This window comes from Catenovulum agarivorans YM01, assembly GCF_000281085.1.
Taxonomy (GTDB): Bacteria; Pseudomonadota; Gammaproteobacteria; order Enterobacterales; family Alteromonadaceae; genus Catenovulum; species Catenovulum agarivorans.
Genome location: NZ_JH767529.1, coordinates 229,986 through 245,830, shown reverse-complemented (window position 1 = coordinate 245,830; position 15,845 = coordinate 229,986). Strand labels below are relative to the sequence as shown.

The following is a 15,845-nucleotide window of genomic DNA, read 5'->3' as shown; positions in this document are numbered from 1 at the left end:
CATCAAGTGCAACTTCAGCCTCTAGTTTGGTTGCGGCGCGATAAACAGGCTTTAAATCAGCCATGAACGCCTTTTGATGCTTGGATGCGACATACTTCATTGAATTTCGAATTTGATGAATCACGCACAACTGAGTTTCGGTTTGAGGGTAAATTGACGCAATCGCTTCAGGGAAGCCTGTTAATCCATCAACACAAGCAATTAAGATGTCTTTAACACCTCGATTATGCAAATCCGTGAGTACAGATAACCAATAATTCGCCCCTTCATTTTCAGAAATATACAGCCCAAGTAGTTCTTTTTGCCCTTCTAAGTCTAAGCCTAGAATGGTATAAATGGCCTTGCTAACATATCGACCTGATTCTTTCACTTTGTAGTGAATCGCATCCAGCCAAACAATTGGGTAAATCTCTGCCAAAGGGCGACAGCGCCACTCATTGAGTTGAGGAATTAACTTGTCTGTTATGGCGGTTAGTGAGGCGTCTGACAGTTCTATCGCGTATATATCCGCAATATGTTTTCTAATGTCGCGATAACTCATGCCGTGTGAATACATGGACAGAATTTTCTCGTCAATTTCATCTGAAAACTTGGTTTGATTTTTCTTGATTAATTGCGGTTCAAATGTACCTGCTCTGTCCCTTGGGGTCTCTAGTTCAAACTCACCATGAGTTGATTTAATCGTCTTTTTAGTGGTTCCGTTTTTACGATTAGGTTCTGATTCGCTTGCTATGTGCTGTTCAATTTCAGCTTTGAGAGCAGCTTCGGTAAGCTGCTTAATGAGAGGTGTCAATACACCGTCTGCACCTGTCAGTTTTTTACCTGATTGAAGTTGTTCTAAAGCTTTGTTGAAATCGAATTCTTGAGACATGTGTCACTCCTGTTTGAATTAACATTGTAATGAAGTGACACAGATTTCTAAACACTACCAACAATTTCAGGAGATATCTGTTAAAGTAGCCAGACAATAATTACATAATAATATCACCACACATAACGCATTTATTTCATCAATATTTATTGGAGATATAATTATGCGTTATCAAGCGCTTGATGCATTACGCGGTTTAAGTATCGCTGTTATGATGTTAGTTAATCTGCCTGGCTCGTGGCAGGCGGTTTACCCTGCGTTGTTACATGCCAATTGGCATGGATTCACAGTTACAGATTTAGTTTTCCCTTTGTTCCTGTTTGTCATTGGCTCTTCCCTGTATTTTTCGTTGCGTCAAAACCAAACAATACCTAAATTCCACATAGCGCTAAAAATAATCAAACGAGGCTGCTTGTTATTTGCAATTGGCCTTGGGCTAAATTCGTTGTGGTTATTACCGCCGGATAGTTTAGAACATTTACGCATAATGGGCGTGATGCAGCGCATTGGATTAGTTTATATTTGTTCAGCATTAATTCTGCTATATCTACCTAAATTACATTCAACCACCTATCTTGTCGCTGTGATTTTCATCATATTAACCTGTTACTATTTTTTATTAGCGCAGTATTCAGCCACACCATTTGCGCTTGAGACGAACCTAGTTCAGGCAATTGACTTAAAAATACTTGGGCAAGCGCATATGTATAAAATGCACGGCATTGCGTTTGAACCAGAAGAAGGGCTACTGTCGTCATTGCCGGCTATTGTGAGTGTATTATTACGCTATCTTATTACGCAATATTTAGCGCACAGCCAACATGCACTGGCTGCCGTTAAAAAGCTATTTTTGATTGGAGGCATCTTGCTGTTGCTCGGACTGTTGTTGGACGACTGGATGCCAATTAACAAAAACTTATGGAGCAGTAGTTATGTGTTGTACAGCGCAGGTTGGTGTGGTTGGTTGTTGGCATTTTTTGTTTATCTACTCGATGTCCGCAAACAAAGTTCGCTGGCATTTCCATTAATTGTATTTGGCTTAAACCCATTGTTTATCTATATCTTACATTGGTTGTTAACTCTGGTGTATAGCAAAATCCCTGTAGCGAATACTAACTTATATCAATCAATTTACCTGTGGATATTGCAAGGTGATGCCCCTAACCAAGCTGCGTCATTGTTATTTGCCATCAGTCAATTATTTTTATTGTGGGGCGTATGTTGGCTTTTGTATAAACGGAAAATCGTGATTAAGTTATAAACTTTGCTCAATTTAATCAGTTTGCTTGTGGTGATTAAATTGGTCTGATATAAAATCACGCATATTTTGAAGTGCCCGCCGTTTAGTGTTTACATCGAAAAATTCAGCGGGTAGAGAGCTAAAAACACGCAGTAACATTAATGTGTGCACACAGGACAACAAATGACAGATATTTTAAAGATTATCGCTGGCGAGTTAGCGGTACAGCCAACTCAGGTAATTTCAGCGGTTAAATTATTAGATGAAGGCGCAACCGTACCTTTTATTGCACGTTACCGTAAAGAAGTAACAGGTGGGTTAGATGACACCCAATTGCGTAACTTAGAAAACCGTTTAGGTTATTTACGTGAATTAACCGAGCGTCGCCAAGTTATTCTGAAAAACATTGAAGAGCAAGGCAAATTAACTCCAGAACTTGCTAAGTCAATTGAACAAGCACAAAGTAAAACCGATTTAGAAGAGTTATATCTACCTTACAAACCTAAACGCCGCACTAAAGGTCAAATTGCAATTGAAGCTGGTTTAGAGCCGTTAGCTGATGCAATTATGGCTGATTTGGCGCAAGATCCTGAGCAATTAGCCCAAGCTTATATCAGTGCTGATAATGGCATTGAAGATACTAAAGCTGCGCTTGAAGGTGCGCGTTATATTTTAATGGAAAGATTCGCAGTAGAAGCGCCATTATTAAAACGTATTCGCCAACATTTAACTGACAATGCAACCATTGAAGCTAAGTTAATTGACGGTAAAGAAAAAGAAGCATCTAAGTTCTCTGACTACTTTGAATTTAGCGAAAGCATTAAAACTATACCGTCACACCGTGCATTAGCGATTTTCCGTGGTCGTAACGAAGGCTTTTTAACTTTGGCGTTAAATGCTGATCCTGAAAAAGACGACAATCAAACTGGTTCAATTGTTGAAGGCATGATTGCCGATTATTTAAATATTGAATGGCAAGGTCGTGCAGGCGAAGCTTTCTTAAAACAAGTGATTAGCTGGACCTGGAAAGTTAAAGTATTAACTCATATGGAAACTGAGTTATTTGCTGATGTGCGTGAACGTGCTGAAGCAGGCGCAATTTCAGTATTTGCCTCTAACTTAAAAGACTTGTTAATGGCTGCGCCTGCCGGTGCAAAAGTAACTATGGGACTTGATCCGGGTATTCGTACTGGGGTTAAAGTGGCGATTGTTGATCAAACTGGTAAATTATTAGACACAGCAACAGTATTCCCACATCCACCACAGAATGCTTGGGATAAAAGTAAGCGCACTTTAATTAATTTAATTAAAAAACATCAAGTTGAGCTTATTAGTATTGGTAATGGTACAGCTTCACGCGAAACAGATAAGTTAGCGGCGGAAATTTTAAAAGAAGCAGCTGACGTTAAACTAAACAAAATTATGGTCAGTGAAGCAGGTGCTTCGGTTTATTCAGCTTCTGAAACCGCAGCAAATGAATTCCCTGATTTAGATGTAAGTTTACGTGGTGCTGTTTCTATTGCCCGCCGTTTACAAGATCCATTAGCTGAGCTTGTGAAAATAGAGCCGAAATCAATTGGTGTAGGCCAATACCAGCACGATGTGAACCAAAGTTCATTAAGTAAATCACTTGATTCAGTGATTGAAGACTGCGTAAACGCCGTGGGTGTAGATTTAAACACCGCATCTGTACCGCTATTGTCAAAAGTGTCAGGTTTAACCAAAACTATGGCGCAAAATGTGGTTGAATTCAGAAATGAAAACGGTGGTTTTACCAACCGCAATCAACTGAAAAAAGTTGCACGTTTAGGGCCAAAAGCATTTGAACAATGTGCTGGTTTCTTAAAAATAGTTGGTGGTGACAACCCACTTGATGCATCAGCTGTTCACCCAGAAGCTTACCCTGTGGTCGAAAAAATAGTTGCAGCAAATGATGAAGTTGTAACTAACTTAATCGCCAATAGCGACAAGTTACGCAAGTTAAAAGCAGCAGACTATACAGACGACACTTTTGGTTTACCAACAGTACAAGACATCATCAAAGAATTAGAAAAGCCTGGCCGCGATCCTCGTCCTGAGTTTAAAACTGCAACTTTTAAAGAAGGTGTTGAAACCATAGCTGACCTTAGAGAAGGCATGAAGCTAGAAGGTGTAGTTACCAATGTGACTAACTTCGGTGCGTTTGTTGATATTGGTGTGCATCAAGATGGTTTAGTGCATATTTCTGCAATGTCTGAAACCTTTATTGATGATCCGCGCAAAGTGGTTAAAGCCGGTGACATAGTCAAAGTTAAGGTTATCGAAGTAGACGCACCGCGCAAACGCATTGGTCTAACTATGCGTTTAAATGATGAAGTGCATGCCACGCCGACTAAACCTGGCGGTGGACAAAAACCTTCTGACCGTAACAAAAGCAATAACGGCGGTAACCGCAATAAAGGTCGTGGTCAACAAAGTTCATTTGGTGGCAATGCAGGCGGTGGTTTAATGAATAATGCGTTTGCAGAGGCTTTTGCTAAAGCGAAGAAGAAGTAGCTTTATTGAATCTAGCTATGGATAGCTAGATTAACGATCAAAGCCAAATTCGCTTGGTTGAAACCAATAACGGGTGTTTTTCCAGTCTGTGCCATCAGATAAAGTCGGGTTATCTATCAAAATATAACGTGTGCCTGGCTCAACTGATAACGGAAAAACATGCCCTGTCAGCAAGTGATTTTGCATATGGCTCAGCAGTTCACCATTATCAATCATCTTTTCCAATCCGTCCTCAATCCACTGGGCCAACTCAGGTTTATGCTTAGGTGTGAAAAAATACACAGCAAAAGGATAATGTAAAATAATTTTCTGATAGTGGCGAAGGTCTGGATATTGTGAGTTTCTGATCCTTACTTCGTTGTAACCATCGTGATAAGGGCGTGGAAAATAATCGCAGCGTTTCGCATGGACTCGCTTAAAAATGTTTTCGTACATTGCATTGGCAACCACGGGTAATTTTGCTGCTTTCAAAATGTTTACGTCTGGCCAATGAGCGCCTTGGCATGCGGTGTAATTGCGGAGTTGCTCTAAATTAATGACTTGTTCGAACTGAACAAATAAATCTTTGTGGATAATAAAAGTTCGGTAGCCGATTAAACCTCGGCTGGTGGGGATCTTAATAGCGCGCAATGATTGTTCTTTTGTTGTATCTGTGCCAAACCAATAAACATCGATTTTTTCACCCTTAGTTAATTCGTGAAAAGCGCGCGCTTCAGCCATATGTAAAGAGGTTACAATGCGTGGGACGGCTCGGCCATTTGCGCCATGTTCTAGTGCTTTTTCTAGCAATGAAACATGGTAATGGTGACCAATATCTAAATGTGAGCGAGGTTGTGGCACGTAAACCGTATCAAATGCAGAGGCCATCGCACTAACTACCAGCGACAGCACTAACAATGTTGTTTTGATTTGTTTGCTCACAACAGCACTCATGGATAAATCATTTGTTGAGTATATAAAAGAGCTTAACAGATTTCCTGTTAATTGCCCGCGACTGTCATTTGTTCAACAATTACTGAGCCAGTCTGAATTGAACCTTTAGGGTCAATATCGTCACCAATCGCAACTATGTTTTTAAACATATCCTGCAATTTACCCGCTATGGTAATTTCTGTGACTGGGTATTTAATTTGACCATTTTCTACCCAGAAACCAGCAGCGCCGCGAGAGTAGTCACCATTTACTAGGTTGACACCTTGGCCCATCATTTCTGTGACCAACAATCCAGTGCCAAGTTTTTGCAACATTTGTTCAAACGAACCACCGCCAGCGCTAACTAACCAGTTATGAATGCCACCAGCATGGCCTGTGGTTGGTTCGGATAATTTGCGTGCAGCATAACTGCTAAGTAGCCAAGTATTTAGGACACCGTTTGTGACTATTTGACGCTGCTTAGTTGCAACACCTTCAGAGTCGAACATGCGGCTGGATAAACCCTGTAAAATAAATGGGTCTTCATTAATGGTTAACCACTCTGGAAAAATTTGTGTTCCTTTCGCATCTAACAAAAATGACGCTTTGCGATAGAGGTTGCCACCGCTAATTGCGCCAATAAAGTGACCAAACAAACTGCTGGCAATTTCACTGTTAAACATAACTGGCACTTTGCAGGTTTTAACTTTTTGCGCGTCTAGGCGAGATACCACTTCTTTTGCAGCTTTTTGCCCAACAAATTCAGCGCTGTCTAATTTACTCATTAAGCGTGAGACTGTGTAAGCATAATCACGCTGCATATCATTTTCTGAGTTAGCAATCAGTGAGCAGCTTAAACTATGGCGTGAGCTTGGGTAACTGGCAATTAAACCTGTAGAATTACCGTACACCTTAAAACCTTGGTGAGAAGAGAATGATGCGCCATCACTATTGGTGATTAATTTATTGGCGGCTAAACCGGCTTTTTCACAGGCTAAAGTTAATTCAATTGCATCTTCAGTCGAAATATCTGATGGGTGATATAAATCTAAATCACGTAAATCTTCGGCTTTTAGCATTAATGCCGGATCGGCAATACCTGAAAATGGGTCTTCAGATGTGTATTTAGCAATATTGCATGCTGCTTCAACTGTTTGTTTAAGTGCATCAGCAGATAAATCTGATGTGGAAGCACTGCCTTTTTTCTGACCAAACCAAACGGCAATACCTAAAGCGCCGCCATAGTCATACTCAACGGTTTCGAGTTCTTGCATTCGGCAACTAACTGATAAACCTTGTTGTTTTGAGATTGAAACTTCTGCGCTGGTTGCACCTAGTTTTTTTGCTAAGGCTAAAGCGTCGGCAACTGCTACTTTTACGGAATCTATTTCTTGAATCATATTTTTATTCAGATAATACAAAGCATATAACTTAGTGTAACATACGCTATAGTATACAGAAGTAAGATTATCGTTAAGTGAGTGGTATGAACGACGAATGGCAAAATGAAGTCGATCCAGACGAAGAAATAATTTATATCAGTAAATCTGAATTAAAGCGTGATGCCATTATGCATTACGAGCTGGGGCAGAAGCTAGTAAACCTTTCGCCAGCTAATTTAGAAAAAATTCCAATGGATGCTCAATTGCATGAAGCTGTACACCTAGCCGTGAAAATTCGTAATAAACATGGTGCATTCAGCCGACAGCTAAACTATGTAGGCAAACTATTACGTTTTCGTGATTTAGAGCCAATTAATATAGCTATTGCTAAAATTGAAAATCAGCACCTAATTGCCAATCAATATTTTCATAACTTAGAAAGATTACGTGATGATATTATTGCCAAAGGGGATGATGCAATTAATCAATTGTTGGTTGACCACCCTTCGATGGAGCGTTCTAAATTACGTCAATTAGCTCGCCAAGCGAAAAAAGAAGCTGAACAAAACAAACCGCCAAAATCGGCGCGACAAATCTTCCAATATTTAAAAGAAAATATTCCAGCCGAAGGTTAGAGCGTTTGAATACGGTCAAATATGAAATTTGGCCGTATGCAATTTCTAATTGTTAACTTTATTGTTTGGCCTTATCTGTATATGGTGGCCACCCCATGGCTTTACCCGCCAGCATATGTAAGTGGATGTGATAAACCGTTTGTCCACCATTGTCGTTGCAGTTCATAACAACGCGGTAACCGTCTTCTGCAAAACCTTGCTCTTTCGCAAGTTTTGCTGCAACAAAATATAAATGACCAACCAGCTCACGATCGCTTTCGGTTATGTCATTAATGGTTGCGATAGCTTTTTTTGGAATAATCAAACAATGAAAAGGGGCTTGTGGGTTTATATCTTTAAACGCCAGTGCTAAATCGTCTTCATAAACAATGTCTGCGGGAATTTCTTTATTAATTATTTTGGTAAAGATTGTTTCTTGTGACATATAGGCTCCTTGAATCTTAGAAAAATAGCACAACAATAGATAAAGAAAGTAGAGTTGTATCGAACGGGTCTAATCATAGACTAAATTCAGAGCAAATAAATAGGAAATAGCATGTCACAACATTTCGACTTTATCGCCATAGGTGGCGGCAGTGGTGGGATCGCCAGCGCAAACCGTGCCGCTAAATTGGGTAAAAAGGCGGCTGTGATAGAAGCCAAACATGTCGGTGGCACTTGTGTAAACGTAGGTTGTGTTCCAAAAAAAGCCATGTGGTATGCAGGGCAAATAGCTGATGCGTTTAAATATGCACCTGATTATGGCTTTGACTTATCTGTGAATAAACTAGACTGGGCAAAACTGGTTGAAAGTCGCCAAGCTTATATTGAGCGTATTCACGCTTCATATAGTCGTGGATTTGCCAATAACGGTGTCACCTTAATCAATGGGTTTGCCAAATTTGTCGATAATCACAGTGTTGAAGTAAACGGCGAGATTTATACGGCTGACCATATAGTAATCGCCACAGGCGGTCGGCCGAGTTTGCCAAACATTCCTGGTATTGAACATGCGATAACCTCAGATGGTTTTTTTGAACTTAATCACCAACCAAAAAGTGTTGCGGTTATTGGTGCTGGTTACATTGCAGTTGAAATTGCAGGTGTTATGCATGCACTCGGCAGTGAAACGCATTTAACCGTACGTAAAGATAAACCATTGCGTGATTTTGATGAACTAATGTCAGATACGTTAGTTGAGGTGATGGCAAGCGAAGGACCTACTTTGCATACCCATTTTACTCCAGCAAAAATTGATAAATTGTCTGATGGTTTATTGCAATTAACGAGCGAAACTGGGCAAAAATTGCCGCCAGTGGAATGTGTCATTATGGCAATTGGTCGCGAGCCCGCAACGGATAATATCAATTTAGCCGCAACGGATGTGAAAACGGATGATTACGGCTTTATTGTTACCGACGAATACCAAAACACCAGTGTGGCAGGTATTTATGCAGTTGGTGATAATACAGGCCGTTTAGCTTTACCGCCTGTGGCGGTAGCCGCCGGCCGTCGCTTGTGTGAACGTTTATTTAATGGCAAAACCGAGTTAAAACTTGATTATGACAATGTAGCCACAGTGGTATTTAGCCACCCACCTATAGGCACTGTCGGTTTGACCGAAGCGCAAGCAAAAGCTCAATTTGGCGAAGATAATATCAAAGTGTATACCAGCCAGTTTACTGCTTTATATCAAGCTATGACCCAACATAGGCAACCGACGAGAATGAAATTGGTCTGTTTAGGTGAAGAAGAAAAAATTGTCGGCATTCACAGTATAGGTTTTGGCTCTGATGAATTGTTACAAGGTTTTGCTGTCGCATTAAAAATGGGTGCAACCAAAGCTGATTTTGATAATACAGTGGCTATACACCCAACCAGTGCTGAAGAGTTTGTTACTATGTAACCAGACTTAAGCAAAGTTATGGTTAGTGCCTTCGCGCATACTGCTGGCGCTAATCTTTTTGCTGTTTATCTGGAATGCTATGGATGAGCCAATAGCCGACACTCATGGCTACAGTGACGACACCTATACCATAAACATAACTTGGTTCAACCTCATTAAAGTCGAGAATAATGACTTTTCGAGCAATTGCCATCAGCGCTGTCGCCATAACAATTTTGACGTGAATTACATCATCTCGTAAATAAACCGTGATATTGATAAGGATTTCAATGGCGATAAGTACAGCCATAAATGCGCCAAATGTCGCGAGCATATCTGAAATGGTTAAAATGAATCTAGGTGGTGCTGTGAGTTTTTCGTAGATAGTCCATGCAACATCGACTACCCCCATCAAAATAACAAATACCATCATTATTGCTAAAACACGTACGGCAACACGAACTATATTGTAAAGTTTGGCAATCAGTGGGCTATCTATTTCTGCTTTCATATATGTTCTCTTTAACTTGTGTCGATAAACAGAGGTTTTCAAACATTCTAACGATTAAGTGTAATGCATATGCGTTAGATTTGTATGGCGCATGACAACACTACAGTATTAGTAGCGAGAAGCCCACCATTATACAAATACCTAAAAACGCAGCGATCAACTGCACTAAACCGTCACGCTCCAACAATCCAAGTCCCATCACTATTACTATTAGAGCCGGCGCAATATTGGTCAATGGAATCGGTAAGGTGATGATAGCTCCAAGCAGAGCAATTATTAATCCATTTATTCGATCGACAATATAAGCTTCGGTAAACTGTAAGCGCGGGCGCAAGTATTGTTCTATTGTTCGAATTTTTGGTTCAAAAGTTTGCAGCGCAACGATAACACTATTGGAATCAAGCTTACGGTCTAAAATAACACTCGGTAACCAAGCTTGTGTGCGACCGAAACTCATTTGCAGGCCAAGACATATTATTAACAAACCTGCAATCAACGATGCAAAAGGAATTACATTAAAAATTGATATTACAATCAACAGTATTCCGAACGTACGGTCTGCCATGCGATCTGTCAAAGCTCTTAAGCTTATATTGGATGATTGTTTAGATTTCGCGATTAGTAATATCAGTACGTCAGATGTTCGCGTGCGGGGACGTTCAGGAACGGAAAATAAGCTTCTATGTGTATTCGATTTATTTTGCAAGGTGCTGATACCTTCAATCAAATTTTATATGCATATTTATGTCAAAATATCTGGCTGTTCGTAAATGTCATTGTATTTACGTGTGCCGTCTTTTTTCCAAAAAGTTAACGCTGGAATTTGTACTTCCCACAATTCCGCCGCGTTCCAAACAAACTCACCTTTAAACCGCATTGCCATATATTCTCGGTTTACATGGCATGCTCTGCGCGTGTCTTCAAAGTACATATTGCTTTTGGGGTGGACTAGCAGTTCCATATGGCTTAAAAACTGCAGCTGCCGACGGGTTATTTGTTTGACGATTGGCTCGTCTGGTTTTAACGGAAATAGCGATGAGACAATTGCACGTTCAACTTCGCCTGTTTGTTGTTGGATCATGTACACACCAGAGCCTAACGGAAACCGCCCAACCATAGACAAAAATACATTAATATAGTCTTCTCTATAGTGTTTTTGAGCTGCACCTTGCTCGAGGATGTCGTAAGCTTCATAAATTTGTTTGTAATCAAACTCTGGTTTAGTCGACAAAATGATCGACGAATACACCATAGGTATACGGACTAAATCGCCGAGGGGGTCGAGTGGTTTTTGCAAACTTTGTTGCATTTTAATCATAAATTTAAGCAAGGTTGTATGTTCTTTGACATACTCTGCTTGCTCTTGTTTTGTATTAAAACGCTTCGGCGGAATGCCTATGCCTTTTTGGATAAACTCAACCGATTTAACTCGAATGGCATGAACCAATTTGTCTCGTTCGTCATTGGCTAATATCCGATATCTATCTTCACCTAAAATATCTTTGCATTCTTGACTATGACTGCCAATAGATTGCACCAAAGCAGCTTTGGCCAGCGGTTTTAAAACTTCTTCTCGATAGCGCACCTTTAAGTCAAGCGGCATGGGTTTTAAATGCGAAGTCGGCACAAAATCGGGTGACACTTCATGCGCTTCCGCCAGTAAACTTAAAGTTTGGTGTTCTTCTGTTGGAAACAGCCTATCTAACTTGGCTTGTAAATAGGGGATATGTTTAAAGCCTGCCATACGGTGTGACTCAAATAGGGCTATGGTCAAAGCGGCAATATAAATAGGTTTGTTTTTTTCGTTGCGCACATGACGCACTTTTTCTTCTGGTGCTGGAACAGATAAAGCAATAGTGCCTAAAAATTGACTGAAAATTCTGTGACCATTGAGTAAATCAAGCATTTGATCAACTAGGTGATCAAGCATTTCGTATCTGTGGATTTGATTGGTATTCAGTTCTTTTTCTAATTGGGCTTTTTCTGTTTTAGCTTGGGTTTGTAACCTAATGAGCTTTTTTAAATAAAACTCAGCAGAGGGTTCATTTTTTATTTTAGGTAATTTTCCGTGTTCTTTCTGGTAGGTTTCAATAACATCAATTTGTTGCTGGTAGGCATCTATATTGCTGATTAACTTTTGTTTTCGTTCTGCTTGCGAGGGGTAATCTACAAAGAATTTTTCTGCATTGCTAACTAGTTGATTATAATCTTGGCGAAACTTGGCAACTTTTTTAGAGATGCCACTCGCCATAGACGGTATTTTACTCAGTTTATCTTGCTGATAAGCAACACTGCCAGGTTTTGATTTGCTATCTAACAACATGAAAGCTGTCCTTACTGTTCTTGTTATTTTACCTAGTATTTAAGGCACTTCTTGATAATACTCAGTAACTCAAACAAATTCCAATTTATCAAAGGGTCAGCCAGAAAATATTCAATTTACTACCAAACTAGAAACCAACGTAGCGCAATTTGTGAGGTATTTCGTTCTAGTTGGTCGTCGGTTGCATTGTCGCGTGCTGAAAGCTCAAGATCACTTTGTTGCCATTGCAACATTATACTGTGGTTGCGCATATACCTATAATTAGCCGCAACGCTGATATAAGTGGCCTTGTCCTTAGTTAAAGTTGTGTCCGCTTTGGCGTGTAAAAATAACCGTTGGAAAACAGGAATATCTAGCCTAAAGCCAGCGTAACCCTGAGTGCTAGAAAAATCATTACTTAAAATATCGACCGAAGTATGCCTTAAACCTATCAATGGATAGAGGTTTAAACCTCTATCTAAGCTAAAAACGCTCATACCTATATCAAACTGCAAGTTTTGCTGTTGGTATTTGCTCGAGATGTCGGTTAATTCGGTTTCATATTTGTCCAATTGATAGCCAATTGCCCAATTTGGACTGATGGAATAACCCTGAATGGAATAGTTGTCTGTAAATTCGCTGGATAAATTATCTAATTCAGCCAGTGTTTGTGTGTTTGAGGTTAGGGTCAGCTCTGATTGTTCAGACGCTAAACCAATACTGATACCGTGGTGCCAACCAATTCCATGTACTGCACCACTTACAGACAAGCTAGATACTGCAATAGCTTTGGCTGCAAATAGGTGTTTGAAAGACATAGGGCTAAAGCCTTCTATTTATTTTGGATTGTAATACAGCTGTTTGTCTTAAATTATAAACAATAGTTGACGACAAAGCAGTGCCATTTTAAATAAATTCTAAGTGGTTAGACTAGTTGAGCTTGGTTGCTCATTTGTTTGGAATTTATGTATTCAGTAGTTTTGATGCTAAATCACTTTAATTGGCAGCAAAAATGTCCAAGCTGCTGTATTTTTTAGTGATTCAGTAATATATTCCATAAGTATTATCTGGGTGACAGCTGCTCAGTTTCATTATTGAGGTATCTAAATGCGATTTCAGCGTGGGTTAATCGCCGAAGCTAATTTACATAGTTTGTATTTAATGTTTAATGCCAGAGATGGTTTTGAGCGCGAAATCCGTCAGCATCTAGCTTGTTTTCAAGCTTTGATTAATCAATTCGCTGAAGACTATTCTGAAGCAGAGCTGTCTGCATTTGTTGCTGTTGGGGCTGGGTATTGGGATCAACTTTACCCTGACGCCCGTCCTGCTGAATTGTGTGACTTTCCGAAAATGAGCAAAGATAATCGCAAAGCACCGCATACTCCTTATGATTTATTTATTCATATTCGCTCTGACAGAACAGACGTAAACCACTTAGTTGGCTCGCATGTCGTTGAGTTATTTGGTGATGCCGTGCATTTACAAGAGCAGGTTAAAGGTTTTCGCTATTTAGACGGACGCGACTTAACCGGCTTTGTTGATGGGACTGAAAATCCGCATGGTGCACATAGGCGCAAAGTTGCATTAGTGGATGAAGCACAAGATGCGACATTCGCTGGTGGTAGTTATGTGCATATTCAACGATATCGTCACGCAATGGAACAATGGAACGAGTTACCGACTAAGGTTCAGGAAAACATAATTGGTCGAACAAAAGCGGATAATATTGAATATTCGAAAGAGAAAAAAATGGCTTTTTCTCATGTTAAACGCACTGGCTTAAAAGATGAAAATGGCAACTCAATTGAAATTTTGCGCCAAAGTATGCCATACGGCACGATGAAAATTCAGGGGCTGTTTTTTATTTCTGTCTGCCACAGCCCCAAGCCGTTTGAAATTATGTTACGCAGTATGATTGAAGGTGATGAACGTGGCCAACACGACAAGCTGTTGGAATATACAAAAGCAGAAACGGGCGCGGCGTTTTTTGCGCCTTCAGTCGATTTTTTGCGCCAGTTTTTATAATTAACCTGAGTTCAGGTCATTTCATTTGTATTGCTCTAGCGACCAAGCTTGCACTAACCCAAAACTGGTATTGGCGTATAAAACATCGTCCTGTAAATTAAACGCAAAGTCTAATACGGTTGCAGCAAAGTTATCTGCCTTAATTGACCATTTGGCAACTAAATCACCTGATTCAACTTGCCAGAGTTTTACTTGTTGTTTAGGCGCGCCGGTTGCGAGCCATTTGCCGTCATGCGAAAAAACCACACTGGTAAATATCTGCTGGCGTGCAGTGTAATTAAGTCTACTTACTTTCTGCCCCGTGGTTAAATCCCAAATATAAGATTGATTGGTACTGTTGGCGGTAAACGCAAAACGCGCTTTGGCATCTAAGGCTACTTGGGTAATACGACCAGTGTGGGCAAAATCATAAACAACTTGCGCGTTTTCGCTATTCCACAATAAAGCTTTGCCATCGTAACCACCACTTAATACATATTGACCATTGGCAGACATGACTAATTGACTGATGCGCTCACTATGGCCTAAAAATTCTAAACGGCGGCCTGTGTCTAATTCGATAAACAAGATGCGCCCGTCCATTAAACCTAAACAAACCTTTTGACCGCTTTTTGAAATTGCAGCAGCAACAATTTCTGATTTATCTATTTGGTAATAACCTTTGTTCGCGCCAGTTTGCATATTCCACACGGCAAAGGCTGTGTCTTCTGCGGTTAACACGAATTTATTATTCTCAGATATTTTTACTGTATGAATTAGGTTGGGTTGGTTAGGCTGATGTTGCCAAACAAAAGTTGGCAGCTGTTTTTCAACGTCCCATAGTTGTGCGCCGGTTTGTGTGCTAATGACTGAATAGACACCGGCAATAGATAAATCGGCAGCAAACGCGCCATTGTCAGTTTGTACTAAAGCTAATTGTTCAGTTGGCTTTTGCTCGCAGCCAGTTAACAACCAGCTAGAGCAAAAACTGAAAACTAAACTTAAGCAAAGATAGATTTTTGAATAAGTTGCCATTGTGCCGCCAAATGTTTAGATGGCAGATGTTTAAATTCGCTGCGTACAAACTGGCGAATTTGCCCTTCTAACCAGCTACTAAATAAGTTTGCTATAACGGTTTCGTTAGTTGGTAGTTCCTTACCTTCACGCATAGATCGTTCGCGTAGAACTTGTTTAAACTGGGTTTCAATGCGCTCAAATAAAGCGTTAACTCGTACTCGCAATCTTTGCTGTTCACCCATAAGCGCATCTCCAGTTAATAAACGGGAAATGCCAGGGTTTTTTTCAGTGAACAACAACACCAACTGACAAATTTTTAAGCAGCGACCGAGTGCTTGTTTATCTTCTTCTAAAATTTTGTTTATACGAGTAAACAAAGTATCTTCTACAAAGTCTAGCAGACCTTCAAACATACGCGCTTTACTTGGAAAATGCCTATATAACGCAGCCTCTGTGACCCCGACTGCTTCGGCTAATTTTGCTGTGGTAATGCGTTCACCCGGGTTGGTTTCGAGCATATTGGCTAATGCTTGTAATATTTCTTGTTTGCGATTGCCGCGTTTTGTATTCAT

15 protein-coding genes are annotated in these 15,845 nt (G+C 40.2%); 5 read left to right on the top strand and 10 right to left on the bottom strand.

Annotation, left to right across the window (positions count from 1 at the left end; all coding sequences use genetic code 11):
* Positions 1-871: IS256 family transposase (locus WSC_RS0113405; RefSeq protein WP_016956450.1), on the bottom strand; the 871-nt coding region annotated here is incomplete at its 3' end.
* Positions 872-1,034: 163 nt separating this feature from the next.
* Here WSC_RS0113405 and WSC_RS0113400 point away from each other — a divergent pair.
* Both WSC_RS0113400 and WSC_RS0113395 read left to right on the top strand, forming a co-directional pair.
* Positions 1,035-2,132, top strand: a complete 1,098-nt coding sequence (locus WSC_RS0113400) for an acyltransferase family protein (RefSeq protein WP_016956449.1) — start codon at positions 1,035-1,037, stop codon at positions 2,130-2,132.
* Between the two features lie 162 nt (positions 2,133-2,294).
* Entirely contained in the window at positions 2,295-4,646 is a 2,352-nt protein-coding gene (locus WSC_RS0113395) for a Tex family protein (RefSeq protein ID WP_016956448.1), read from the top strand.
* 30 nt (positions 4,647-4,676) lie between these two features.
* On the opposite strand, the gene WSC_RS0113390 is transcribed toward WSC_RS0113395, so the two are convergent.
* Both WSC_RS0113390 and pmbA read right to left on the bottom strand, forming a co-directional pair.
* A complete protein-coding gene (locus WSC_RS0113390) occupies positions 4,677-5,567 on the bottom strand; it encodes a type 2 periplasmic-binding domain-containing protein (protein ID WP_202802005.1) in 891 nt (296 codons plus the stop codon).
* A 59-nt stretch (positions 5,568-5,626) separates the two neighbouring features.
* Positions 5,627-6,958 (bottom strand): metalloprotease PmbA, encoded by a 1,332-nt coding sequence (gene pmbA / locus WSC_RS0113385; protein WP_016956446.1) that lies wholly within the window; start codon positions 6,956-6,958, stop codon positions 5,627-5,629.
* A gap of 86 nt (positions 6,959-7,044) precedes the next feature.
* Between pmbA and yjgA the strand changes: the two genes are divergently transcribed.
* A complete protein-coding gene (gene yjgA, locus WSC_RS0113380; protein ID WP_016956445.1) occupies positions 7,045-7,575 on the top strand; it encodes a ribosome biogenesis factor YjgA in 531 nt (176 codons plus the stop codon).
* Between the two features lie 58 nt (positions 7,576-7,633).
* Here the strand turns inward: yjgA and WSC_RS0113375 are convergent, their stop codons facing one another.
* Positions 7,634-7,999, bottom strand: a complete 366-nt coding sequence (locus tag WSC_RS0113375; RefSeq protein WP_016956444.1) for a histidine triad nucleotide-binding protein — start codon at positions 7,997-7,999, stop codon at positions 7,634-7,636.
* Between the two features lie 111 nt (positions 8,000-8,110).
* Between WSC_RS0113375 and gorA the strand changes: the two genes are divergently transcribed.
* A complete protein-coding gene (gorA, locus tag WSC_RS0113370) occupies positions 8,111-9,460 on the top strand; it encodes a glutathione-disulfide reductase (protein WP_016956443.1) in 1,350 nt (449 codons plus the stop codon).
* Between the two features lie 49 nt (positions 9,461-9,509).
* Here the strand turns inward: gorA and WSC_RS0113365 are convergent, their stop codons facing one another.
* From WSC_RS0113365 to WSC_RS0113350, 4 genes are all read right to left on the bottom strand, one after another.
* A complete protein-coding gene (locus WSC_RS0113365) occupies positions 9,510-9,950 on the bottom strand; it encodes a phosphate-starvation-inducible PsiE family protein (RefSeq protein WP_016956442.1) in 441 nt (146 codons plus the stop codon).
* A 100-nt stretch (positions 9,951-10,050) separates the two neighbouring features.
* Positions 10,051-10,677 (bottom strand): exopolysaccharide biosynthesis protein, encoded by a 627-nt coding sequence (locus WSC_RS0113360; RefSeq protein WP_202802004.1) that lies wholly within the window; start codon positions 10,675-10,677, stop codon positions 10,051-10,053.
* A 15-nt stretch (positions 10,678-10,692) separates the two neighbouring features.
* Positions 10,693-12,273, bottom strand: coding sequence for a hypothetical protein (locus WSC_RS0113355; RefSeq protein ID WP_016956440.1), 1,581 nt, complete (start codon positions 12,271-12,273; stop codon positions 10,693-10,695).
* Positions 12,274-12,392: 119 nt separating this feature from the next.
* Positions 12,393-13,070 (bottom strand): porin family protein, encoded by a 678-nt coding sequence (locus tag WSC_RS0113350; RefSeq protein ID WP_016956439.1) that lies wholly within the window; start codon positions 13,068-13,070, stop codon positions 12,393-12,395.
* Positions 13,071-13,359: 289 nt separating this feature from the next.
* Between WSC_RS0113350 and WSC_RS0113345 the strand changes: the two genes are divergently transcribed.
* The gene (locus tag WSC_RS0113345; RefSeq protein ID WP_016956438.1) at positions 13,360-14,277 is read left to right on the top strand and encodes a Dyp-type peroxidase; all 918 of its coding nucleotides are present in this window, start codon (positions 13,360-13,362) and stop codon (positions 14,275-14,277) included.
* Between the two features lie 21 nt (positions 14,278-14,298).
* Here the strand turns inward: WSC_RS0113345 and WSC_RS0113340 are convergent, their stop codons facing one another.
* Both WSC_RS0113340 and slmA read right to left on the bottom strand, forming a co-directional pair.
* Positions 14,299-15,291, bottom strand: coding sequence for a WD40 repeat domain-containing protein (locus tag WSC_RS0113340; protein ID WP_016956437.1), 993 nt, complete (start codon positions 15,289-15,291; stop codon positions 14,299-14,301).
* Positions 15,258-15,845 (bottom strand): nucleoid occlusion factor SlmA, encoded by a 588-nt coding sequence (gene slmA, locus WSC_RS0113335; protein ID WP_016956436.1) that lies wholly within the window; start codon positions 15,843-15,845, stop codon positions 15,258-15,260. Before slmA ends, WSC_RS0113340 begins: the two co-directional genes overlap by 34 nt.